20 protein-coding genes, 1 tRNA gene and 1 other RNA gene are annotated in these 22,403 nt (G+C 67.0%); 12 read left to right on the top strand and 10 right to left on the bottom strand.

Translation table 11 applies throughout. The features are described from left to right. The first annotated feature begins 13 nt into the window (after positions 1-13). Together ACLQ3J_RS20425 and ACLQ3J_RS20420 are read left to right on the top strand one after the other, a co-directional pair. Positions 14-1,456: an FAD-binding oxidoreductase gene (locus ACLQ3J_RS20425; RefSeq protein WP_425904293.1), complete on the top strand. Its 1,443-nt coding sequence runs from the start codon at positions 14-16 to the stop codon at positions 1,454-1,456. Beyond that, on the top strand, positions 1,453-2,769 hold the full coding sequence (locus ACLQ3J_RS20420) for a class I SAM-dependent methyltransferase (protein ID WP_425904261.1): 1,317 nt from the start codon (positions 1,453-1,455) through the stop codon (positions 2,767-2,769). The genes ACLQ3J_RS20425 and ACLQ3J_RS20420 overlap by 4 nt, the downstream gene beginning before the upstream one ends. Before the next feature lie 108 nt (positions 2,770-2,877). On the opposite strand, the gene ACLQ3J_RS20415 is transcribed toward ACLQ3J_RS20420, so the two are convergent. The 3 genes from ACLQ3J_RS20415 to ACLQ3J_RS20405 form a co-directional block, all read right to left on the bottom strand. Continuing rightward, entirely contained in the window at positions 2,878-5,013 is a 2,136-nt protein-coding gene (locus ACLQ3J_RS20415; protein ID WP_425904260.1) for a 3-hydroxyacyl-CoA dehydrogenase NAD-binding domain-containing protein, read from the bottom strand. A gap of 35 nt (positions 5,014-5,048) precedes the next feature. Then, on the bottom strand, positions 5,049-6,263 hold the full coding sequence (locus ACLQ3J_RS20410) for an acetyl-CoA C-acetyltransferase (protein ID WP_169622581.1): 1,215 nt from the start codon (positions 6,261-6,263) through the stop codon (positions 5,049-5,051). Positions 6,264-6,592: 329 nt separating this feature from the next. Beyond that, entirely contained in the window at positions 6,593-8,797 is a 2,205-nt protein-coding gene (locus ACLQ3J_RS20405; protein WP_425904259.1) for a DNA polymerase III subunit gamma and tau, read from the bottom strand. Positions 8,798-9,039: 242 nt separating this feature from the next. On the opposite strand from ACLQ3J_RS20405, the gene ACLQ3J_RS20400 reads away from it, so the two are divergent. Then, positions 9,040-9,189 carry a hypothetical protein gene (locus ACLQ3J_RS20400; protein WP_425904258.1) on the top strand — a complete coding sequence of 50 codons (150 nt, stop codon included), beginning with the start codon at positions 9,040-9,042 and terminating at the stop codon, positions 9,187-9,189. After that, positions 9,171-9,620 (top strand): PadR family transcriptional regulator, encoded by a 450-nt coding sequence (locus tag ACLQ3J_RS20395; protein ID WP_425904257.1) that lies wholly within the window; start codon positions 9,171-9,173, stop codon positions 9,618-9,620. Before ACLQ3J_RS20400 ends, ACLQ3J_RS20395 begins: the two co-directional genes overlap by 19 nt. A 34-nt stretch (positions 9,621-9,654) precedes the next feature. On the opposite strand, the gene ACLQ3J_RS20390 is transcribed toward ACLQ3J_RS20395, so the two are convergent. Then, positions 9,655-10,344 carry a GntR family transcriptional regulator gene (locus tag ACLQ3J_RS20390; protein WP_169622566.1) on the bottom strand — a complete coding sequence of 230 codons (690 nt, stop codon included), beginning with the start codon at positions 10,342-10,344 and terminating at the stop codon, positions 9,655-9,657. A gap of 122 nt (positions 10,345-10,466) precedes the next feature. Here ACLQ3J_RS20390 and ACLQ3J_RS20385 point away from each other — a divergent pair, with 122 nt between their 5' ends. From ACLQ3J_RS20385 to ACLQ3J_RS20375, 3 genes are read left to right on the top strand one after another with little or no spacing between them, the layout of a single operon-like run. Then, the gene (locus ACLQ3J_RS20385) at positions 10,467-11,387 is read left to right on the top strand and encodes a sulfurtransferase (protein ID WP_425904256.1); all 921 of its coding nucleotides are present in this window, start codon (positions 10,467-10,469) and stop codon (positions 11,385-11,387) included. A 31-nt stretch (positions 11,388-11,418) separates the two neighbouring features. Next, positions 11,419-12,297: a hydroxyethylthiazole kinase gene (gene thiM / locus ACLQ3J_RS20380; RefSeq protein ID WP_169622564.1), complete on the top strand. Its 879-nt coding sequence runs from the start codon at positions 11,419-11,421 to the stop codon at positions 12,295-12,297. Then, positions 12,297-13,406, top strand: coding sequence for an LLM class flavin-dependent oxidoreductase (locus tag ACLQ3J_RS20375; RefSeq protein WP_169622563.1), 1,110 nt, complete (start codon positions 12,297-12,299; stop codon positions 13,404-13,406). The genes thiM and ACLQ3J_RS20375 overlap by 1 nt, the downstream gene beginning before the upstream one ends. A 34-nt stretch (positions 13,407-13,440) precedes the next feature. Here ACLQ3J_RS20375 and ACLQ3J_RS20370 read toward each other — a convergent pair whose 3' ends face one another. The 3 genes from ACLQ3J_RS20370 to ffs form a co-directional block, all read right to left on the bottom strand. Further along, the gene (locus tag ACLQ3J_RS20370; protein ID WP_169622562.1) at positions 13,441-14,022 is read right to left on the bottom strand and encodes an HhH-GPD-type base excision DNA repair protein; all 582 of its coding nucleotides are present in this window, start codon (positions 14,020-14,022) and stop codon (positions 13,441-13,443) included. A 317-nt stretch (positions 14,023-14,339) separates the two neighbouring features. After that, positions 14,340-15,629 carry an aminotransferase class I/II-fold pyridoxal phosphate-dependent enzyme gene (locus ACLQ3J_RS20365; RefSeq protein WP_425904255.1) on the bottom strand — a complete coding sequence of 430 codons (1,290 nt, stop codon included), beginning with the start codon at positions 15,627-15,629 and terminating at the stop codon, positions 14,340-14,342. 47 nt (positions 15,630-15,676) lie between these two features. Next, positions 15,677-15,771: signal recognition particle sRNA small type (ffs, locus tag ACLQ3J_RS20360), an RNA gene on the bottom strand. Between the two features lie 116 nt (positions 15,772-15,887). Here ffs and ACLQ3J_RS20355 point away from each other — a divergent pair. Next, positions 15,888-15,975, top strand: a tRNA-Ser gene (locus tag ACLQ3J_RS20355). An 81-nt stretch (positions 15,976-16,056) separates the two neighbouring features. Here the strand turns inward: ACLQ3J_RS20355 and ACLQ3J_RS20350 are convergent. Both ACLQ3J_RS20350 and ACLQ3J_RS20345 read right to left on the bottom strand, forming a co-directional pair. Beyond that, positions 16,057-16,884, bottom strand: coding sequence for an ABC transporter permease (locus ACLQ3J_RS20350; protein ID WP_378528561.1), 828 nt, complete (start codon positions 16,882-16,884; stop codon positions 16,057-16,059). After that, entirely contained in the window at positions 16,881-17,864 is a 984-nt protein-coding gene (locus tag ACLQ3J_RS20345) for an ATP-binding cassette domain-containing protein (protein WP_169652987.1), read from the bottom strand. The genes ACLQ3J_RS20350 and ACLQ3J_RS20345 overlap by 4 nt, the downstream gene beginning before the upstream one ends. Positions 17,865-17,952: 88 nt before the next feature. On the opposite strand from ACLQ3J_RS20345, the gene ACLQ3J_RS20340 reads away from it, so the two are divergent. Further along, positions 17,953-18,735: a TetR/AcrR family transcriptional regulator gene (locus ACLQ3J_RS20340; protein WP_425904254.1), complete on the top strand. Its 783-nt coding sequence runs from the start codon at positions 17,953-17,955 to the stop codon at positions 18,733-18,735. Between the two features lie 30 nt (positions 18,736-18,765). On the opposite strand, the gene ACLQ3J_RS20335 is transcribed toward ACLQ3J_RS20340, so the two are convergent. Further along, positions 18,766-19,833, bottom strand: coding sequence for a GmrSD restriction endonuclease domain-containing protein (locus ACLQ3J_RS20335; protein WP_378528562.1), 1,068 nt, complete (start codon positions 19,831-19,833; stop codon positions 18,766-18,768). 109 nt (positions 19,834-19,942) lie between these two features. On the opposite strand from ACLQ3J_RS20335, the gene ACLQ3J_RS20330 reads away from it, so the two are divergent. The 3 genes from ACLQ3J_RS20330 (at position 19,943) to gluQRS (ending at position 22,229) form a co-directional block, all read left to right on the top strand. Further along, entirely contained in the window at positions 19,943-20,608 is a 666-nt protein-coding gene (locus tag ACLQ3J_RS20330; protein WP_296550908.1) for a YoaK family protein, read from the top strand. 74 nt (positions 20,609-20,682) lie between these two features. Then, a complete protein-coding gene (locus ACLQ3J_RS20325; protein WP_169622556.1) occupies positions 20,683-21,267 on the top strand; it encodes a TetR/AcrR family transcriptional regulator in 585 nt (194 codons plus the stop codon). Positions 21,268-21,290: 23 nt separating this feature from the next. After that, on the top strand, positions 21,291-22,229 hold the full coding sequence (gene gluQRS, locus ACLQ3J_RS20320) for a tRNA glutamyl-Q(34) synthetase GluQRS (protein WP_169622555.1): 939 nt from the start codon (positions 21,291-21,293) through the stop codon (positions 22,227-22,229). Positions 22,230-22,403: the final 174 nt, after the last annotated feature.

The following is a 22,403-nucleotide window of genomic DNA, read 5'->3' as shown; positions in this document are numbered from 1 at the left end:
GGAGTCGATGCTCATGCTGGGATCGTCACGCGCCACGAGTCCGTACGGACTGCAGGTTCACCGCGAAGGTGTGGAACGACTGTTGCGCTCGTACCGCAACATTCCCGAGCGTGCGCCGGTACGGCTCGCGAAAAAGACGTCGAATCTCTTCCGTGCCCGCGCGAAAGTGGATGCGCCCGGGCTCGACGTCTCCGGCCTCGGCGGTGTCGTGTCGGTCGACCCGCGTACCCGCACCGCGGACGTCGCCGGGATGTGCACCTACGAAGACCTCGTCGACGCGACATTGCCCTACGGGCTCGCTCCCCTCGTGGTTCCGCAGCTGAAGACCATCACCCTGGGCGGCGCCGTCACCGGTCTCGGAATCGAGTCGACCTCGTTCCGGAACGGTCTGCCCCACGAATCGGTGCTCGAGATGGACATCCTCACCGGCGCAGGTGAGATCGTCACGGCGCGGCCCGACGGCGAACACTCGGACCTGTTCCGCGGATTCCCCAATTCGTACGGGTCCCTCGGATACGCGACCCGCCTGAGGATCGAACTCGAACCGGTGAAACGGTTCGTGGCCCTGCGCCATCTGCGGTTCGATTCACTCGCCGAGATGCAGGCCGCGCTCGACCGGATCACCGCCGACCGCGTGTATGCCGGTGTCGCCGTGGACTACATCGACGGCGTCGTCTTCTCGGCCGACCAAAGCTACCTCACGCTCGGCGCCGGGACGGACGAGCCGGGTCCGGTATCCGACTACACCGGACGCGACATCTACTACCGGTCCATCCAGCACGCGTCGGTCAACCATCCCAAAACCGATCGGCTCACGATCCGCGACTACCTGTGGCGCTGGGACACCGACTGGTTCTGGTGTTCGAGGGCGTTCGGGGCACAAGACCCCCGAATCCGCCGGTTCTGGCCGAAGCGACTGCTGCGCAGCAGTTTCTACTGGAAGCTCATCGCGCTGGACCACAAATACGCGGTCGCCGATCGAATCGAGGCACGCAAGGGCAATCCCCCTCGTGAGCGTGTCGTGCAGGACATCGAGGTACCGATCGAACGCACCGAGGAGTTCGTGCGGTGGTTCCTCGAGGAAATCCCCATCGAGCCGATATGGCTGTGCCCGTTGCGATTGCGCGATCGTCACGGGCAGGGCGGTGCATCGTTCGATGCGCAACGTCCGTGGCCGCTGTATCCCCTCGAACCCAAACGCACGTATGTCAACGTCGGCTTCTGGTCCTCGGTTCCCGCCGATCCCGGCGGAGTCGACGGTGCCGCGAACCGGCTCATCGAAAACAAGGTGGCGGAACTCGACGGTCACAAATCCCTGTACTCCGACTCGTACTACACACGCGACGAGTTCGAGAAACTGTATTACAGCGGTGGGGATTACACCGCACTCAAGAAGAAGTACGACCCACGGTCCCGCTTACTGGACCTTTTCTCGAAGGCGGTGCAAAGAAGATGACCACGTTCAAGTCCGAGCCTTCAGTCGGCGTGCGCCCGGCCGATGACAAGATCCCCCTCGCGAAGATCGTCGAAACCGTCACGGGCGGCGACATGCCGCTGCGTTTCACGGCGTACGACAATTCGGCCGCGGGTCCGGAAAACTCCCCCTACGCCCTTCATCTCGCGTCACCCAAGGGCGCGACCTACATCGCGACCGCACCCGGCGACCTCGGGATGGCGCGCGCATACATCTCCGGTGAACTCGAGATTCGCGGCGCTCATCCCGGTAACCCCTACGCCGTGCTTGCCGCCCTCGGAGACATGCACTTCGAGCGGCCTCCAGCCCGCGTCCTCGCGCAGATCGCCCGGTCGCTCGGCCCGGAACTGCTCAGGCCGATCGCACCGCCGCCGCAAGAACATCTGCCCCGATGGCGCCGCATCGCGGCAGGTCTCCGGCATTCCAAGAATCGCGATGCCGAGGTCATCCATCACCACTACGACGTGTCCAACACGTTCTACGAGTACGTACTCGGCCCGACGATGACGTACACCTGCGCTCTCTTCGATTCCGAGAGCCAGAAACTCGACGATGCCCAGGAGAACAAGTACCGCCTCATCTTCGAAAAGCTCCGCCTGCAACCCGGTGACCGTCTCCTCGACATCGGTTGCGGCTGGGGCGGAATGGTGCGCTTCGCCGCGCGCCGCGGGGTGAAGGCACTCGGGGTGACCCTGTCGCGCGAGCAGGCGGAGTGGGCACAGCAGGCGATCGCGGACGAAGGGCTCGGCGATCTGGCCGAGGTTCGGCACTCCGACTACCGCGACGTGACCAAAACCGGATTCGACGCGATTTCGTCGATCGGCCTCACCGAGCACATCGGCGTCGGGAACTACCCGGCGTACTTCCAGTTCCTGCACGACAAGCTGCGGGTGGGCGGGCTGCTCCTCAACCACTGCATCACGCGCCCGCACAACCGTGGGCGGGTGAAGGCGGGCGGATTCATCGACCGGTACGTGTTCCCCGACGGGGAGCTCACCGGCTCCGGCCGCATCATCACCGAAGCGCAGAACGTCGGATTCGAAGTGGTGCACGAGGAGAACCTCCGGCAGCACTACGCGTACACCCTCGCCGGTTGGTGCGAAAACCTCGAAAAGAACTGGGATGCGTGCGTCGCCGAGGTGGGCGAGGGCACCGCGCGGTTGTGGGGCCTGTACATGGCCGGGTCCCGGCTCGGATTCGAACGCAACATCGTCCAGTTGCACCACGTGCTCGGCGTCAAGCTCGGCGCGGACCAGCGTCCGCAGGTGCCCCTGCGCCCATGGTGGGTCGCATAGGCCCGGCGCCGCCGGCCTCACGCCGATGACACCGTAGCCGGAAACGAGGAAGGGCCCCGAAGCGATTCAGGGCCCTTCCTGTCTGTCTATCGGACGTGCATGCGCAGGTCAGTCGCGGAGCGACGCCGGCGGGGTGAAACGCTCACCGTACTTCGCGGCGAGCTCCTCGGCCCGCTTCACGAAGCCTGCCTTGCCGCCCGGGTATCCCGTGACGAACTGCGAGACACCACCGGTCCACGCCGGGAAGCCGATACCGAGGATCGAACCGATGTTGGCGTCGGCGGTGGTCTCGAGAACACCCTCGTCGAAGCACTTCTGCGTCTCGATGGCCTCGGCGAAGAGCATCCGGTCGATCAGGTCCTGCAGCGGAACGTCGAGGGTCGCGACGGTCTTGAAGTGATCGCGCACGCCCTGCCAGATGCCCTGACGCTTGCCGTTCTCGTCGTACTCGTAGAAGCCGGCCTTCTCGAGACGGCCCGGACGACCCTGCTCGACCATCCAGTCGATGACGTCGAGCGCGGGGTGACGGGTGGCGCCCATCTTGGTGTCGCCCTGCTTGGCGGCCTCCGCGGTCTCCTTGGCGATCTTCTGCATGAGCTTCATGTTCAGCTCGTCGGTCAGCTGCAGCGGCGGAGCCGGGTAGCCCGCCTGCGAACCGGCCTGCTCGATGGTCGCGGGCTCGATGCCCTCGCCGAGCATCGCGATGGCCTCGTTGACGAACGTGCCGATGACGCGCGAGGTGAAGAATCCACGGCTGTCGTTGACGACGATCGGGGTCTTGCGGATCGCGAGCGTGTAGTCGAACACGCGGGCCAGCGCCTCGTCCGAGGTCTTCTCACCCTTGATGATCTCCACCAGCGGCATCTTGTCGACCGGCGAGAAGAAGTGGATCCCGATGAAGTCCTCGGGACGCTTCACACCCGTGGCGAGACCGGTGATCGGCAGCGTCGAGGTGTTGGAGCCGAGCAGCGCGTCGGGTTCGACGATGTCCTCGATCTCCTGGAACACCTTGTGCTTGAGCTCGGTGCTCTCGAAGACGGCCTCGATGACGAAGTCGACGCCCTTGAAATCGGCCGCGTCGGCGGTCGGGTGGATGCGGCCGAGCAGTTCCTTGGACTTCTCTTCGGTGGTCTTCCCACGCGAGAGTGCCTTGGCCTCGATCTTCTCCGAGTAGTTCTTGCCGCGCTCGGCGGCCTCGATGCTGATGTCCTTGAGGACGACCTCGTAGCCGGCACGCGCGGAGACGTACGCGATGCCCGCGCCCATCATGCCGGCGCCGAGCACGCCGATCTTCTTGATCTCACGCTTGGGCACGTCCTTCGGACGCGACGCGCCGGAGTTGATGGCCTGCATGTCGAAGAAGAACGCCTGGATCATGTTCTTCGCGACCTGGCCGGTGGCCAGTTCCGTGAAGTAGCGGGACTCGATGGTCGACGCGTTGTCGAAGTCGACCTGCGAGCCCTCGACTGCGGCGGACATGATCGCGCGCGGAGCCGGCATCGGCGCGCCCTTGATCTGCTTGCGCAAATTCGCCGGGAACGCGGGGAGGTTCGCGGCAAGCGAGGGGGTCGACGGGGTGCCGCCAGGGATCTTGTATCCCTTGACGTCCCACGGTTGCACGCCACCCTCGGGATTGGCCTTGATCCACGCCTTCGCAGCGGGAACGAGTTCGTCGACGCTGCCGACGACCTCGTGAACCAGGCCGATCTCCTTGGCCTTCACGGCGTTGTACTTGTTGCCCTGCAGCAGGACCGAGAGGAGCGCGGTCTGGATGCCGAGCAGACGCACGGTGCGGGTGATACCGCCGCCACCGGGCAGCAGGCCGAGGCTGGCCTCGGGCAGCCCGATCTGAACGCCCTTGACGTCCGCAGCGATCCGGTGATGGGTCGCGAGAGCGATCTCGAGGCCACCGCCCAGGGCCGCACCGTTGATGGCGGCGACGACGGGCTTGCCGAGGGTTTCGAGGCGACGGAGGTCTGCCTTGATGTCCTGTACCTCGTCGAACGCGGCCTGCGCGTCGTCCGGGCCGATCGCGATGATGTTGCGGAGGTCGCCTCCGGCGAAGAAGGTCTTCTTCGCCGACGTGATCACCACACCGCTGATCGAGTCCTTCTCCTCGACCAGGCGGTCGACGGTGGCTTTCATGGAGGACTTGTAGAGCGCGTTCATGGTGTTCGCGCCCTGGTTGGGGTCGTCCAGGGTGAGCACAACGATGCCGTCGGCGTCCTGATCCCAAGAAATCATGTTGTCGGTCACTGTATTTCGAATCCTTCCGGGTATCAGACGCGCTCGATGATGGTGGCCACGCCCATACCGCCACCGATGCACAAGGTGACGAGGGCGCGCTTGGCTCCGCGGCGCTCGAGCTCGTCGATCATGGTGCCGGTGATCATGGCGCCGGTAGCGCCGAGCGGGTGACCCATCGCGATGGCGCCGCCGTTGACGTTGAGCTTCTCGTCCGGGATCTTCAGATCCTTCTGGAACTTCAGGACGACGGACGCGAACGCCTCGTTGATCTCGAAGAGGTCGATGTCGTCGGCGGTGAGACCGGCGGCGGCGAGCACCTTCTCGGCGGCCGGAGTCGGACCGGTGAGCATGATGGTCGAATCGGCACCCGAGGTGGCCGTCGCCACTACGCGGGCACGCGGGGTGAGACCGAGATCCTGGCCGGCCTGCTCGGAGCCGACGAGCACGAGAGCCGCGCCGTCGACGATGCCCGAGCTGTTACCGCCGTGGTGGACGTGGTTGATCTTCTCCACGAAGTGGTACTTCTGCAGCGCGACAGCGTCGAAGCCGCCCATCTCGCCGACCGACGCGAACGACGGCTGCAGCTTCGCCAGACCCTCGAGGGTCGTGTCGGGACGCATGTGCTCGTCCTGCTCGAGGATCGTCAGACCGTTCTGGTCCTTGACGGGCACGACCGACTTCGAGAAGTAGCCACCGGACCACGCTGCGGCTGCGAGCTGCTGCGAACGCAGTGCGTAGGCGTCGACGTCCTCGCGGGAGAAGCCCTCGATGGTCGCGATCAGGTCGGCCGAGATGCCCTGGGGCACGAGGTAGCTGTCGTAGTTCGTGGCGGGGTCGAGCATCCACGCGCCGCCGTCGGAACCCATGGGCACGCGCGACATGGACTCGACACCACCGGCGAGGACCAGTTCGTCCCAGCCGGAGCGGACCTTCTGCGCAGCCATGTTGACGGCTTCGAGGCCGGACGCGCAGAAACGGTTGATCTGGACACCACCGGTGGTGGCCGGCATGTTGGCGACGGTGACGGCGGTGCGAGCGATATCGGCACCCTGATCGCCGACCGGGCCCACGACACCGAGGATGAGATCCGAGATGCGGTTCTCGTCCAGGTCGGGGAAGCGGACGCGCAGTTCGTCGATCAGGCCGGTAACCAGAGAGATCGGCTTGACGGAGTGCAACGATCCCGTCTTCTTGCCTCGGCCTCGTGGTGTTCGGATGGCTTCATAGATGAATGCCTCGGTGGTCACAGTGCGCAGGTTCCTTCCCGTGCTTGCGGAGTAACAGCACGGACGGCCCCGCTCGGAGCCGTCGTGCCCAACTTCACACCACCGTAGAAGGTGTGGCCCATAGCAGTAAGGACCGAAGCGATCGAGGTCCGTGACCGAACCGAGCGACCTTCCGTCAGAACACGCACCGCGAAGACGGTCGAAGAAACGGGGTTCGCTCTGACACTGGGCAGTCGCCCGCAGCGATCTGATGGAGCAACTCGCCGATCAGCGGCCGAAGCTGACCAAGGATCGCAAGGAAGTGCAGCAGGCCGTGGGACTCGAGACCAAGGACGGTATCTGACCCGCCGCTACTTCTCGTCGAGTCGCTTCGCTCCCAGCATGTCCTCGAGCAGTTCGATCGCGACATCTTCGGGGTCGCGCCGCGCCGAGGGATCGCCCGGGGTGGCGGCCTCGGCGAACATCTGCTCGACGTCCTCGGGGGTCACCACAGACGGGTCCGGGGGCGGGAGCGGCACGTAGCCAGGCTCGAGTCCGGGGTCGTCGGGCAGGTCGGGCGCTTCCGGCGGCGGGATGTCGTCGTCGGGCGGGGTCGCGGAGGCATTCTGCGGAGGCCCCGACGGTCCGGACGGCGCCGGGGACGGGGCAGGTGTCTGCTTCGCTTGGCTCGGACGGGAAAAACGCGGCTGTCCGGATTGCTTCGACTGTGCTTGTGCGGGAGTGGTTTTGACCGGGGCGGCCGGGGCAGACCCGTGCAGGCACGTGACTTCGAACGTGCCCCCGAAGACGTCGCCGAGGGCGGCGGCGATCACGGTCGCGTTGCGAGGTTCGGCCAGTCGCTTGACCAGCGGCGCAGAGTCGTGGACGAGGACGACGCGGTTACCGTCGACTTCGCGCACCGTCGCACCGGACAGCATGACTTCGACCGTGCGGCTGCGGTCCCGCACCTTCGCCCGGACCTCGGACCACACCGCGCGGATTGCGGCGGCGTCGGGTCCTGCCGCTGCGGGGACCTCGGAAACCTCCTGCGGCAGCGTCTGTGCCGCAGCCGGTTCCGGCTCGGGAGTACGCCGGGGCTCCGGAACGGCGTCGGGTTCCGGTGTGGTGGCCGGGCTGTCTCCGGCCCGGACCGCGTCTTCCGCTGGAGCTGGCGGGGACGCCTGCGCCGGCTGTCGATCCGGCACGGGGGGCGACACCGGATCAGGCTCGGACGGAGCAGGCGGGGCTGCCGGGACCGTGGTATCGGGCTGCGAAGGCGGCGTCGCCTGGCGCTGGGACGGCCGCCGGAATCGGGTCGCGGCGTCGCCTGGCGCTCCCGCAGGTTGCGGCGGGACGACGGCATCTGCCGGCGTATCTCGTTCCGGAGCGGTGCCGCGGGCGGGCGCCGCGACGGGCCGCGCCGCGACCATGCCTTGCTCGAGCCGTTCGAGGCGTTGCAGCACAGCCGAATCCGTATCGGACGCCGCGGGGAGCAACATGCGTGCGCACATCACTTCGAGCAGCAGACGCGGCGCGGTGGCACCTCGCATCTCCCCCAGTCCGGCGTGGACGATCTCCGCGTAGCGGGTGAGCGTGGCCGGCCCGATCCGCGACGCCTCGTCGCGCATCCGCTCGAGGACGTCACCCGGAACGTCGATCAGGCCGCGCTCGGGAGCATCGGGGACGGTGCGCATGAGAATCAGGTCGCGGAACCGCTCGAGAAGGTCGACGGCGAATCGCCGCGGGTCGTGACCGGCGTCCATGATCTTCTCGACGGTGCCGAACAGCGCCGCGCCATCTCCGGCCGCGAGGGCATCAACCGCCTCGTCGATGAGCGCGACGTCGGTGACGCCGAGAAGCGACAGCGCCCGCTCGTAGGTCACACCCTCCGGTCCGGCACCGGCCAGCAACTGATCCATCACCGACAGCGAATCGCGTGGGGAACCGCCTCCGGCACGAATCACCAGCGGATAGACCGCGTCGGCGACCGGGACGTTCTCCCGCGTGCAGATCTCTTCGAGCAAGCCGCGCATGGCGGTGGGAGCGAGCAACCGGAACGGATAGTGGTGGGTACGCGACCGGATGGTCGGCAGCACCTTTTCGGGCTCGGTGGTCGCGAAGACGAAGATCAGATGCTCGGGCGGCTCTTCGACGATCTTGAGCAGGGCGTTGAAGCCCTGCGTGCTGACCATGTGCGCCTCGTCGATGATGAAGATGCGGTAGCGCGACTCGGCCGGAGCGTAGAACGCGCGGTCGCGGAGTTCGCGGGTGTCGTCCACGCCGCCGTGACTCGCGGCGTCGAGTTCGGTGACGTCGAGGTTGCCTCCCCCGCCCGGACCGAGCGCGATGCACGACCGGCATTTCCCGCACGGCGTGGACGTCGGGCCCTCTTCGCAGTTGAGCGAACGGGCGAGGATGCGCGCGGACGATGTCTTGCCGCATCCACGCGGACCCGAGAACAGGTAGGCATGGTTGATACGGCCGGTATCGAGGGCGGTGCCGAGCGGAACGGTGACGTGCTCCTGCCCCACCACCTCGGCAAAGGTCGCGGGTCGATATTTCCGGTACAGGGCCACGCGCCGAGAGTACCGGCGCGGGCCGACACATGAGCAGGTCGGTCTCCGCGTCGCCGGCACATCCCCTGGTCCCGGCCACGCGAGAGGAGCGTTGCGTGGGTCAGTTCATATCCGACCCTTGACGTAACGATATATCGCGTCCTATCTTGATCGTATCTACAGGAAGGGAGTGCACCTCATGCGCATCCACGGATTCCCCCACGGCGCGCGTCGCGCCGGACACGATCACGACTTCCTCCCCGATGGGCCGTTCCGCCCGGACGGACCGCAGCGGGGCACGCCGCAACACCCCGGAGGAGGGCCTCATCCCCGGCCGCATCGCGGCGGACACCCACCCCGCGGCGGACGCCGGGGCCGTGCTCAGCGCGGCGACGTGCGCGCCGCCGTCCTGATGCTGCTCACCGACGAACCGATGCACGGCTACCAGCTCATGCAGGCCATCGCCGAACGCACCGGCGGGGCATGGCGGCCCAGCCCGGGCGCCATCTACCCGACCATCGCCCAACTCGAGGACGAAGGACTCGTCGTCGTCGACAAGAACGGCGGACGCAAGCTCGTGTCGCTGACCGACGAGGGCCGCGCTCTCGTCGAAGACCCGGAGAACGTCCCGGCAGATCCGTTCGAGGGCCACACCCGCGAAGCGGAGACACCGGACCTGCGGGCAGCCCTGCACGGGTTGCAGCACGCAGCGCGGTCTGTCGCGGTGACCGGGACCGACGCGGACGTCACCGCGGCACACAAGGTGCTCACCGATGCCAAGAAGGCGCTGTACAGGATTCTGGCGGAAGACGACGGTACAACCGCGTCGCCCGAGAGCGACTGAGTTCGACGGTGACCGAGTTCGACGCGGCCTGCGCTCAGCTCCCCGCGAACATCCGGATGCGCTGCTCCCGGCTGCGCTCGAGATGCGCGCGCATGTGTTCGCGGGCCGCGGTCTCGTCGCGCGCCCGGAGTGCGTCGAGGATCTGGGCGTGCTCGTCGTTGAGCAGGTCGGGCTCGCCGTAGTTCGACGGCGGGCCGGAGTCGTAGATCCGGAGTTGGGTGGTCAACCTCACCAGCAGCGCCGTGATCGTGGAGTTGTGCGCCGCCTGCCACAGCGCCTCGTGGAACCGGAAGTTTCCCGTCCGCACCGCGACTTCGCCCGTCGCATGGCAACACGAGTCGTGGAGTCGCTCCAGGCGGGCCAGATCCAGGTCGGTATGCCGGATGGCAGCGGCACCCGCAGCCTCCGATTCGAGCGCCACTCGCGCGGCGTAGATCTCGATCACGTCCTCGGGCGTGCCCGAACGCACCCGGAAACCGCGATTCGCGCGTTCCAGCAGACCGTCGTGGGCGAGCCAGTTCAGCGCTTCCCGGATCGGCGTGCGCGACGCGCCGTACGTCTCGCTGAGCTGAGTCTCGTGCAGAGCCGCACCCCGCGGGAACTTGCCGGCGAGGATGTCCGAGCGCAGACGCAGGTACTGCTTGGACGTCTGGTCGTCGCGCCCTGTCGGCGGCACTACGAGGAGCGAACTCCCCAACTCTGCCGCAGTGTCCTGCTCGGTCATGTGTGCCCCCGTGTGCTGATCCCGGTGTGTCCGCCGATTATGCCATTGATGACACACGAATACTTGCGTATACGCTCGTGGTCGTTTAGCGTCGCAAACGAGTTCCACGAAAGGACGACCGCGTGCCCGACCAGGCTTCACCATCCGAGCAGGTGCTGATCAGCGCCGAAACACTGGCACGTGACGTCGGCACCTACACGATCCTGGACGCCACGGTGTCCTTCCCCAAACCGCGATTCGACGGCGACTACCGCCCCGAATCCGGATACGCGGCCTGGCGCGGCGCCCACCTGCCGGGTTCGGTGCACGCCGATCTGCTCGGAGATCTCAGCGCCGACCATCCCACCCTGCACTTCTCCCGTCCGGCTCCGGACGGACTCGCCCGAGCCCTGGCCGAACTCGGAGTCGCTCCCGGCGCCGACATCGTCGTCTACGACGACGGCGGCATGACGTGGGCTTCCCGCCTGTGGTGGATGCTGCGCAACGTCGGCATCCCCGCCCGCGTGCTCGACGGTGGTCTCGCACGCTGGACTGCGCTGGGGCTTCCCGTCGAGACCGGCGACGCCGCAGAGAACCACGCCACCGGCATCCGAACCGACCTGACCGACCGCGGACTGTGGCGCGATCGGGAGGACGTCATCGGCGTCGTCCGAGGAGACGAGCCCGGCACCTTGGTCTGCGCCCTCGACCACGAGCAGTTCACAGGCACCGCGACCACCCGCTACGCGCGTCGCGGGCACATCCCGGGAAGCCTCAACCTCTCGGCCAAGAGCCTGCTCGACGACGGCACCCTGCGGTCCGCGTCGCACGTGGCCGAACTGGCCGATGCGGCACTCGCCGGCGCTGCACGTCCGGTGATCCTCTACTGCGGTGGTGGCGTGTCCGCGTGCCTGGTCGCGCTCGCGCTGGTCCGGGCGGGACGCGACGACATCGCGGTCTACGACGGGTCGCTGGAGGAGTGGGCCGCAGATCCCGCCCTGCCCATGGTCACCGGCACGACCGCGACCGAATCGACCGTCACGGAAGGGAAGGGCGACGCATGACGCGATGTCCCCGGTCCTGACCCTGCCCCGAATGCCCTTCTCCGACAGGATTTCTGTGACTACCACGACGAATGCTCCCACCGTCGACGATCTCGTCTCTGCCCTCGACGCGCTCCGCGCGCGAGTGCCGCTGGTGCAGTCGCTCACCAATATCGTCTCCGCAAACTTCCTCACCAACGTGCTGCTCGCGGCCGGCGCCAGCAACGCGCACATCGACAACGCACACGAAGCCGGAGAGTTCGCGCGCATCGCCGGCGGTGTGCTCGTCAACCTCGGGACGCCCGACGACGGGACCGCCGTCGCCTTCACCCGCGCCGCCGAAGCCGCACACGATGCCGGCACCCCATGGGTGCTGGATCCGGTCGGGGTCGGCGGCCTGTCCTGGCGCACCGGTCTCGCCGCGGATCTGCTGAAGTTCCGGCCGACCGCGGTCCGCGGCAACGCATCCGAGATCATCGCGCTCGCCGGACTCGGCGGCGACACCCGCGGTGTCGACAGTGCCGACGAGGCCGCAGCCGCCCTGCCTGCCGCGCTGGCTCTGCTCGAGCACGCGGACGCCGTGTCCGCGTCGGGGCCGATCGACTACCTGGTCGGCCGCGACCGCAACGGTGAGATCACCGGACTGCGCATCGGCGGTGGCAGCGCGATGCTCCCCCGCGTGACCTCCACCGGATGCTCGCTCGGCGGCCTGGTCGCGGCGTACCTCGCGGTTGCTCCGACGCCGCTGATCGGCCTCGCGGCCGCCCACACCCACGTCGCGGTCGCGTCGGAGATCGCCGAGGAGAACTCCACCGGTCCCGGTTCGTTCGCGGTGGCCTACCTCGACGCACTGTTCACCGTCGATGCGGCGGCGCTTCGCGCCCGCGCACGCATCGACACTCTCGATCTCCCGACGAAGGACGCACACTGATGGGCATCAAGACCTTCTGGTATCTCACCCAGGCGGACGGCGACTATCCCTGGAGCCCGGACGGGCTGTACCCGGTCGACGGGCAGCGACAGATCGAGCTGGCCAAGACCATCGACGACGGCGGCTTCGACGGCGCGCTCGTGGCGACCTGGCCGAACGACCCGTTCATCTCCGCCACGTGGGCCGCGGCGCACACCAGCCGGATGAAGTTCCTCGTCGCGGTCTACGCCAACATGACACCCGCGCGGCTCCTCGCCGAAAAGGCGCTGACCTTCGACGCGTTCAGCGGTGGCCGGTTGATGATCAATTCCGTCAACGGCCGGGAGAACATCCTCACCAAGTACGACATGAACGTCGAGCACGATCGGCGTTACGAACTCGGTGAGCAGTACTGGGCCGACTTCCGCCGCATCTACGCCGAAGGCACGGAGTCGAACTTTCCCAACACCCCGCTGCGGATCGATCCGCCCGAAACCGGGCACACGGTGCCCCTCTGGGGCACAGGCGATTCCCCCGCCGGCCTGCAGAACTCCGGCAAGGTGCTCGACGCCTACCTGGTGATGCTGCGCGAAAACGCTTTCGTCCGAGACAAGTTCACCGCAGCGCGCGAATCCGCTGCCGCCGAGGGGCGCGAGTTCAGCGACTTCGGTGGCCTGTCGGGCGTGATCGTGCGCCCGAATCGCGCCGAGGCGCTCGACCGGTTCCGCTCGCTGTTCGAGAAGACCGGGATCGAGCGGATCCGCGAGGTGCTCGACAATGCGGTGCGCCGCCGGACCGGTGGTCAGCAGACCTTGGAGACGTTCACCGCTCGCGACGCGCAGCGACAGGGCTGGGTCGACACGATCAACGCCGGCAAATTGCCCGAGCCCGAGGACCTGTACCTCGGCGACGGTCTGTACGCGGGCATCACCGCCTGGTCGCCGCTGGATATCTTCGCCACCGGATCGTCGGCGGTGTACTACGTCGGCGAACCGGACGAGATCACCGGGCATGTGCGCACGCTGCGCGACGAAACCGGATTGACCACCCTCATCCTCGCGGGATGGCCGCTGATCGACGAGGCGAAGCACGTCGCGGAGCATCTCATCCCGCGGTTCCGCGAACTCTGATCTCGCAACGAAGTAGCCCGGTGGCCCAGCCGGGCTACTTCTTCGCGGCCTTCGCCTCGGCCTTGGCCGCCTTCTTGAACTCACGCACCTCGAGAAGCGACTGCTGATCTACGACATCGGCGATCGACCGGCGCGAATTCTCGTCACCGTAGGCGCCCGCCGCTGCTCGCCAGCCCGTCGGCTCCACACCGACCTGCTTGCCGAGCAGCGCGAGGAAGATGCGTGCCTTCTGGTCGCCGTATCCCGGCAACGCTTTCAGCCGCTTCAGCACTTCCTTGCCGTCCGGTTCACCGGAGGTCCAGAGCGCGGTGGCGTCGCCGTCGTAGTGCTCCACGAGGTATGTGCACAGCGACTGGATACGTTCCCCCATCGACTTCGGGAACCGGTGCACCGCGGGGGGCTGCGCACACACCGCGATGAACTCGTCGGGTTTCATCGCGGCGATCTCATGGACATCGAGCCGGCCGAGCCGATCCGCGATCTTCTTCGGGCCCGCGAACGCGGTTTCCATGGGGACCTGCTGATCGAGCAGCATCCCGATGAGCAGCGCCGCCGGATTCTGCGAGAGCAGAGCGTCGGCGTCGGGGTCTCCCACCAGATTCAGCGTTGCGTCCATGGGTCGATCATGCCCCGGTCGGCCCAGCCGACGCCACAGCCCGGCGTGACGGCCTTAGACCGGCTCCGAGCACCGTACCGAACCACGCCGCGCAGAAACGGACATTTCTCACAGGGTGTGGAATTCGCAGGCCCCTCCGAGAACCACAGGTCAGAGCGCTGCGCTCGCAGTTGTCCACGTTCGGTCCACCGGAATTCCACAGGGTTGTCCACAGCTTGGGAACAAGCGTGAACCGGGCCTTTCCGTTCGGACCCCGGCACCGGCGGAGACCGGCACGCGGTCTGCGGCGGACGCCGACCGTCGTCGAGCCGGTGGAGCTACGCCTCGAGCGCTTTCTCCGTGGCGGCGAGCAGGACGCATGTCGCGACGCCGTCCATGGCCTTTTCGAGTTCACCGAGTGACGGGAAACTCGGCGCGAGCCGGATGTTCCTGTCGTCGGGATCATTCTTGTACGGAAACGCGGAGCCCGCACCGGTGAGTGCGATGCCGGCGTCCTTCGCGAGCGAGATAACCCGCTTGGCGGTGCCGTCCACGACATCGAGGCTGATGAAGTAGCCACCCTTGGGGTCGGTCCACGACGCCACCTTCGACTCACCCAGCCGATCCTCGAGGATGCGGCGGACGAGCGCGAACTTCGGCGCGAGGATCTCGCGATGCTTGGCCATATGGGCTCGCACGCCCGCGGCATCGCCGAAGAAGCGCAGGTGCCGGAGCTGGTTGACCTTGTCGGGTCCGATGGTCTTGATGCCGAGGTGCTTCTGGTACCACGCCAGATTCTCGGTGGAGCTACCGAAAAAGCTCACACCGGACCCGGCGAACGTGATCTTCGACGTCGACGCCAGCGCGAAGACCCGGTTGGGGTGGCCGGCCTGCGCGGCAAGTCCCAGGATGTCGATCGCCGGGGCCAGGTTCTCGGTCAGCGGGTGCACCGCGTACGCGTTGTCCCAGAAGATCCGGAAGTCGGGTGCCGCGGTCGGCATCGACACGAGTTCGCGTGCGACGTCCTCGCTATAGACAGCGCCGGTCGGGTTCGAATAGGTGGGCACCGTCCACATGCCCTTGATCTGCGGATCGTTCGCGACGAGATCGGCGATCAGCCGCACGTCGGGTCCGTCGTCGCGCACCGGAACGGGGATCATCTCGATGCCGAGCGACTCGCTGATCGCGAAGTGCCTGTCGTACCCCGGTGCGGGGCACAGGAACTTGACCACCGGTTCCTGCGACCAGGGGCGCGGGGAATCGACCGTACCGTGCAGCATCGACCAGACAATGAGGTCGTGCATGATCTCGAGGCTCGCATTGTTGCCCGCGAGCAGGTTCTCGGCGGGGATGTTCAGCAGTTCGGCGAAGATCGCGCGCAGCTCGGGCAGACCGGTGAGACCGCCGTAGTTACGGGTGTCGGTGCCGTTCGCATCGCGGTAGTCGTCCTGCCCGGGCAGCGACAGCAACTCCTCAGAGAGGTCGAGCTGTTCGGGCGACGGCTTGCCGCGCGTCAGGTCCAGCGTCAGCTTCTCGGTCTTCAAGCGCTCGTAATTCGAGGACTGGCGCTCGTGCTCTGCGACGAGTTCCTCATGGCTCATCAACCCGAACTGGGTTTGCCTAGGCATGCGGAAGGACCTTTCACCGTGCACGGTGACACGGGCATCGGCGGAGATTAAGAGGACCCCGCGCACCCGGCAGAGCCCGTTGACCCTTGCTGCCTTCCGGCCCTGGGGGAGTTCACAGGATGCGCGCCGCGCGGGATCCATCGGCAAGTGTAGAGGACGTACGGCACGCCGCGCACCACCCCCCTCCCAGGGGCGGAAATCCGTAGTTCGACCTGCCCGTTTGGTAACTATGGCCGGACATTCGCTATGCTTCCCCACGGAGGATTCGCCTAGTGGCCTATGGCGCTCGCCTGGAACGCGGGTTGGGTTAACGCCCTCAGGGGTTCAAATCCCCTATCCTCCGCCACAGGAACCCCCGTGGGACGCGAAAGCGGCCCGCGGGGGTTTTCTGCATCCGGTGGACTCCGGAGTAGCGGGAACCTCGGAGCTATACGGTTCGGCGGGTCCGGCGGATCCCGACGACGAGCCCCACCACGCAGGTCAGCACTGCCGCAAGGACGCCGCGTGCGACAGCCGGATCGGCAACCGCACCTCCGAGCAACGCCCGTTCGGCGTCGACGATGTAGGTCAGCGGGTTGAGCAGCGCGACCGTCCGCATCCATGCGGGGCCCGCATCGAGCGGCAGCATCATTCCCGACAGGATCAGGAGCGGGAACAACAGAGTCTGCTGCACGGTCCAGAACATCCACTCGCGGTTCTGGGCGGCGAGGGCAAGCGCACAGGACAGTGCGCCCACCCCGATTCCGAACACACCGAGCAGCGCCAGTCCCGCAAGTACATGGAACGGGTACAACTCGAAACCGAACGGCACACACACGATCACGATGAGCAGACCCTGAATCATGAGCGGCGCGAACTCTTTCAGCGCTCGTCCCACGAGAAGTGAAGACCTGCACAGCGGGGTCGCGAGTACGCGTTCGTAGGATCCCGTCATCAATTCGTACAACAGGTTCGAACCCGTCATCGAGGTGCCGAACAGCGCAATCATGACGATCACGCCGGGCACGAACCACTGCAACGTCTCGGCGGTGGACCCGACGCCGAGTGCACCCGTGAGGAGCGGGCCGAAGAGCGCGAGGAACACGAGGGGTTGCAGCAGCGAGAACGTAAGGCTGAACGGGTCGCGGAGCAGCAGCAGTATCTCGCGGATGAACACCGCTGCGGTGTCGGCGGTGAATTTTGCGGCCCCAGCCCGTGGTGCCGTTACGTCGGCGGGGCGGGAACGAACCGGTGGGACGTCGGTCTGCACGTTCACGACGCGATCTCCTCTCGCAGGCTGCGACCGGTCAGGTTGAGAAAGACGTCGTCGAGGCTCGCCTGCGTGAGCGAGGCGGACAGCACCGCCAGGCCGGCAAGACGCATCGCTTCGAGCGCGGCGGGAAGCCGCTCGGCGCCGTGGGTTGTGGCAATGACGACGGTGACGACATCGCCCGAGACCTCGGTGTCCACGGCTCCGATGTCCGGCGGGAGAGCCCGGCGGACGAGCCCGGCCGCCTCGGTGGCGTCGAGTACGGCCGGCGAGGCGACGCGTGCGGTGATGACGTCGTCGGCATACTCGCGTTCGAGATCGCCCGGCGACGCGTCGGCGACGATCCGGCCGTGGTCGATCACCACCACTCGTTCTGCCATCTTGTCCGCTTCGTCGAGGTAGTGCGTCGTGAGCACGATCGTCATACCGGTGCGCCGGCGGAGTTCCTGGATGTGCTCCCACAGATTGGCTCGACTGTGTGGGTCCAGACCCGTGGTGGGTTCGTCGAGAAACAGCAGTGGCGGTTCGTGCATGAGACCGAGAGCGACATCCAACCGGCGCTTCTGGCCGCCGGACAGTGATTGGATGCCGCGCTTCTCGAGCCCACCGAGTTCCAGCGCCTCGATGAGTTCCGCAGCGCGGCTGCGGTATCGGCGTGCGGGCAGGCCGTAGAACCGGCCCTGGTTGTACAGCTCGTCGCGCACTTTGTAGGAGTAGCCACCGCCGTTGCCCTGTCCGATGTAACCGATGTGGGCGCGTACCCGGTCGGGGTCGCGGACGACATCGAACCCGGCGACCGTCGCCGTGCCCGATGTCGGTGTCAGGAGGCTGGTCAGCATGCGCATGGTGGTGGACTTTCCGGCCCCGTTGGGGCCGAGGAAGGCAACGAGTTCACCTTCCGCAACGTCGACGTCGACGTCGTCCACTGCCTGGATCGTGTCCTTCTTGCGACGGAACGTCTTGGTAAGTCCGCGTGCTCGGATCATCCGATTCTCTATTCGTACGTCGTACCGGAATAGGCGGGAACAGATTATCATACGATGTACGGAAATAAACCCGGAGAAAGGATCGTCGTTGCCGCCCGACCGGCAGAACGAAGAAGACAGAGAATCGGACCGCACCGCCGAGGCGACCCGTCGTCTCGCGCTGTTGTGGGCACCGACCGAACCCAAGACCCGGGGAAGAAAAGCCGGCCTCACCCGCGACGACGTGGTCGGGGCCGCAATCGCTGTCGCGGACGAGGGCGGACTGGACGCACTGTCGATGCGGCGCGTCGCGGCCGCACTTCGCGTCGGCGCCATGTCGCTCTACACGTACGTCCCCGGGCGGACCGAACTGATCGATCTCATGGTCGACCGCGCCTACTCCGAACTCGACCTGCCGGCACCGGGCACCCCGTGGCGTCCCGCGCTCGCCACGTACGCGCGCGAGCACTGGAACCTGTACCTCCGGCACCCCTGGATCCTGCAGACCAACATGTGGCGGGCACCGCTCGCTCCATACGTTCTCGACGCACAGGAAGCCGGCCTCCGCATCCTCGTGGACGAGGGCACCACGGAGCGTCAGGTCGTCGAAATCATCGGTGTCGTGGACAATTTCGTCCAAGGGCTTGCACGCGGCGCGATCGCGGAGAACCGGGACAGGGAGAACACCGGACTCGACCGCGACGCGTACTGGATGTCGATGAACAGTTTCTGGGAAGACTGGTTCGACGTCGAGCGCTACCCGACCATGACCCGTGTCTGGGAAGCCGGGGCCTTCGACGAACCGGACGGGCCGTTCGAACCGAGCCTCGAACGACTCCTCGATTCGATCGAACTCACGATCGAGAAGGCCCGGAAGTCACGCACGCCGTGACTCCCGGGGCGGCAACCCGTTTCGCGGGGTTCACTCGCACGCGACCCCGTCTTTGTCACGGTCCATCTCGGCCCGGTAGCCGGGCTCACCGGCATAGAGCGGCGCTGCTCCTGCAGCGCGGGCAGCCGAGCAGTTCTTGTAGTACGCGCTCGCGGGTGCAGGTTCCGGCGCGGGAGCGGGAGCCGGCGCGAGGGGCTGGGGCTGGGGCTGGGGCTGGGGCTGGGGAGCGACCGTCGTCGGCACCGGCGTCGCGGTGTCGGTCCCGGCGGAACCGGCTGCGACTCCTGTTGCCGTGCCGCCACATTCGGTGAGGATTCTGACCATCGCATCGTGCTCGGCCTGAGTCACCCACAACCCGTACTCGGCCTTGACCTGGACCTGACGTGCGACATACGTACAGCGGTACGGGCGATGCGGCGGCAGCCAGGTCGCGGCGTCGCCGTCGCCCTTGCGCGAGTTGGTGGGACCGTCGACCGCCTGAAGATTCCGTGGATCGTTCGCGAAGTTCGCGCGCGTCTCGGGATCCAGTTGCTGCGCACCCTTCTGCCAGGCATCCGATAGCGCAACGACGTGGTCGATCTGCACTGCGGTGGACGTGTCCTGACCACGAGTGAACGCGATCGTGGTGCCGGTGTAGACATCGTGCAGCGTGCCGGACGCGACGACGCAGTCGCGGGTGCCGGGCTTGTAGGCGATGTCGACCAGGTCACGGCGCAGGATGTCGTTGCGGGTGTCGCAGCCGTTGTGCCCGAACTCGACCGACACGTCGTCACTCCACGCCTGACCGAACAGGTCGCGGTCGTAGCCCGTCTTCGGGGCGCGTCCCTTGATCGGTATCTCTGTCAACCGGGACAGGGCCGCCGACATCGACGAGGTGTCCTCGGACACGGCCGGCGGCGCGGTGCTCGGCGCGGTCGGCGCTGGAGGGGTGGTCGGGGCCGGCGCGACCCGTTCCGTCGTCGACCGGTCTGTGGCCGCGACGGCGGGGACGGCCGACGCGGTGTCCTCCTCCACCCCACCGCAGCCCACCAGAACGAACCCTGCGACCGTCGCCGCGACAAGCGCGCGAAAGCCGGACGACGTGCGGGGTGATGCCATGCAGAAGCTCCTGAGAAAGGTGAGGCCGGGTGCCCCCTGCTCATCGCCGACCGGACGCTGTGCCGTTACAACGGGGTCCCGGCGACGGGTTCGGTCCTACTATTGCCCCGTGCCCGAAAACAACAGAGAGCTGCAGGCACTCACGGTGGCCCTGTCGGCACTTGCGGGGTTCGTCGATGCTCTCGGGTTCATCACCCTCGGTGGTGTGTTCGTCTCCTTCATGAGCGGCAACTCCACACGGTTCGCCGTCGAAACGGCCGACGCCTCATGGCGCACGGCTGCTCTGATCGGGGGCATCGTTGTCCTCTTCGTGATCGGGGTGATTCTGGGTGGCGTCATCGCGGAACTCACCGACCGCGACCGCAGAACGCGGAAAACTGCGGTGCTCGTCACCGTCGCGGTGCTGCTCGCCATCGGTTCGCTGAGCGCGATACCCGGGTGGATACCGGTGGCAGTGACGGCGATGACGCTGGCGATGGGCGTCGAGAATTCCGTGTTCCGGCGCAAAGGCGAGGCAACCGTTGCCCTCACCTACATGACCGGTGCGCTCGTGAAGATCGGGCACGAGATAGCGTCCGCATTCTTCGGCGGCCCACGCTGGGGCTGGCTGCCCTACCTCGGCCGATGGGGAGGCTTGGTGGCGGGAGGGTTGCTCGGAGCCCTCGCGCATCATCTGTTCGGCCTGCACGCCCTCTGGATCGCGACCGCGGTCGCCGCCGCGCTCGCCGTGGCGGTGCGGTTCCTTCGCTCGCCGGAAGTGAAGAAGACGGCGTGACAGCGAGATCCGGATCGGCGCGGAGCGTTATCCCCGTACGTTCGTACGGTCGCCCGCTCCGCTACGGTGCATCCATGCGCGCCCGCCCCTACGCCACCACCAGCCCCACCAGGCTCGCTGCGGCACTGCTCGAAGTTGCCGCACGCAGTGGACTCGAAGCGGCCAGCGTGCGCGAAGTCGCCAACGAGGCCGGCGTATCGATCGGCGCGGTGCAGCATCACTTTCCGACGAAAGACGAGATGCTCGCCTATTCGTTCCGCGCCCTATCCGACCGGGTACTCACCCGCCTCGCGAACGTCGATCCCGACATCGACCCGGCGCGGACGCTGTTCGCCGCGCTCAGCCAGTTGCTGCCGCTCGACGAGCAACGCGGCAGCGAGGTCCACGTGATGGCTGCGTTCGCCGTCCGCGCAGTCACGTCCCCGTCGCTGAGCGGGATCCGCAGTTCGACGCTGTTCACCGTTCGCACCGGCATCGCAACCGTATTGATCAGGCTGGGCGCCCCAGACCCGGAGACGCGCGCAACGCTCCTCCTCGCCGCGGTGCACGGTCTCGCGCTCGATGCCGCATCGAGCCCGGATCTCTACCCGCGCGAATACCTGACGCACGCCCTGCACACGCAGATCCAGCTCGCCCTGCACGGCGCGGACGCGCACTGAGCCCGGCTCGGCGGAGTACACCGATGTCACATCCCACAGAACGACCGGAGCCCGCCACCGCAGGGGCGGGCCGGTTCGCGCCCAGCCCGTCGGGCGACCTGCATCTCGGCAATCTCCGGACCGCCGTGCTGGCATGGTTGTTCGCACGCTCGACGGATCGGCGGTTCCTGCTGCGCGTGGAGGATCTCGACCGGGTCCGCCCCGGCGCCGAACAACGGCAACTCGCGGATCTCGCGGCACTGGGTCTCGACTGGGACGGTCAGGTTGTGCACCAGTCCCGTCGAATCCGTCTGTACGAGGACGCAATCGACCGCCTCACCCGTGCCGGTCTCACCTACGAGTGTTACTGCACGCGACGGGAGATCCAGCAGGCCACATCGGCTCCGCACGCCCCGGCCGGCGCATACCCCGGCACCTGCCGTGACCTCACCGAGGACCAGCGGAACGCAAAACGTACCGCCGATCGCCCACCGGCGATCCGACTCCGTTCCACCGAGCAGTGGTTCACCGTCCACGACGTCCTGCACGGCGACTTCACCGGGATCGTCGACGACTTCGTACTGCGCCGCAACGACGGGACTCCCGCCTACAACCTCGCCGTCGTCGTCGACGACGCCGCCCAAGGCGTGGACCAGGTGGTACGCGGAGACGATCTGCTCACCTCGGCTCCGCGTCAGGCGTATCTGGCCACGCTGCTCGGCCTCCCGGTGGCGCAGTACGCGCACGTGCCGCTCGCACTGAACGAGGAAGGCAAGCGGCTCGCGAAGCGGGACGGTGCGGTGACGCTCTCCGACCAGGAGGCAGCGGGCCGTTCCGCGGCAGACGTGCTGGGCACGATCGCCGTGTCGCTGCGTCTGGCGGACCCAGGCGAACCCGTGACACTGCCGTTGCTGCTGGACCGCTGGGACCCAGCGCGAATGCCCCGCGAGCCGTGGGTTTTCCATCCCGATCGTGGCGTGTGAGGCGGGGTGAACGGAGGACCGAAGTGGTGCTTTTCGGCTGAAGGACACGTACTCTGCGGTGGAGCAGGCGTTCATCCACTCCTGCGGAGAGGGCACCGATGACTACCGGCGGCTACGACCCGAGCAAAGACCCCCAGAATCCGGGTGGCGATCCCTATCCGCCGCAGGGTGGGA

It is taken from the genome of Rhodococcus sp. DT1, from assembly GCF_049844875.1.
Taxonomy (GTDB): Bacteria; Actinomycetota; Actinomycetes; order Mycobacteriales; family Mycobacteriaceae; genus Rhodococcus.
Note: the sequence above shows the minus strand (reverse complement) of the source record. Positions and strands in the feature narration are given on the sequence as shown.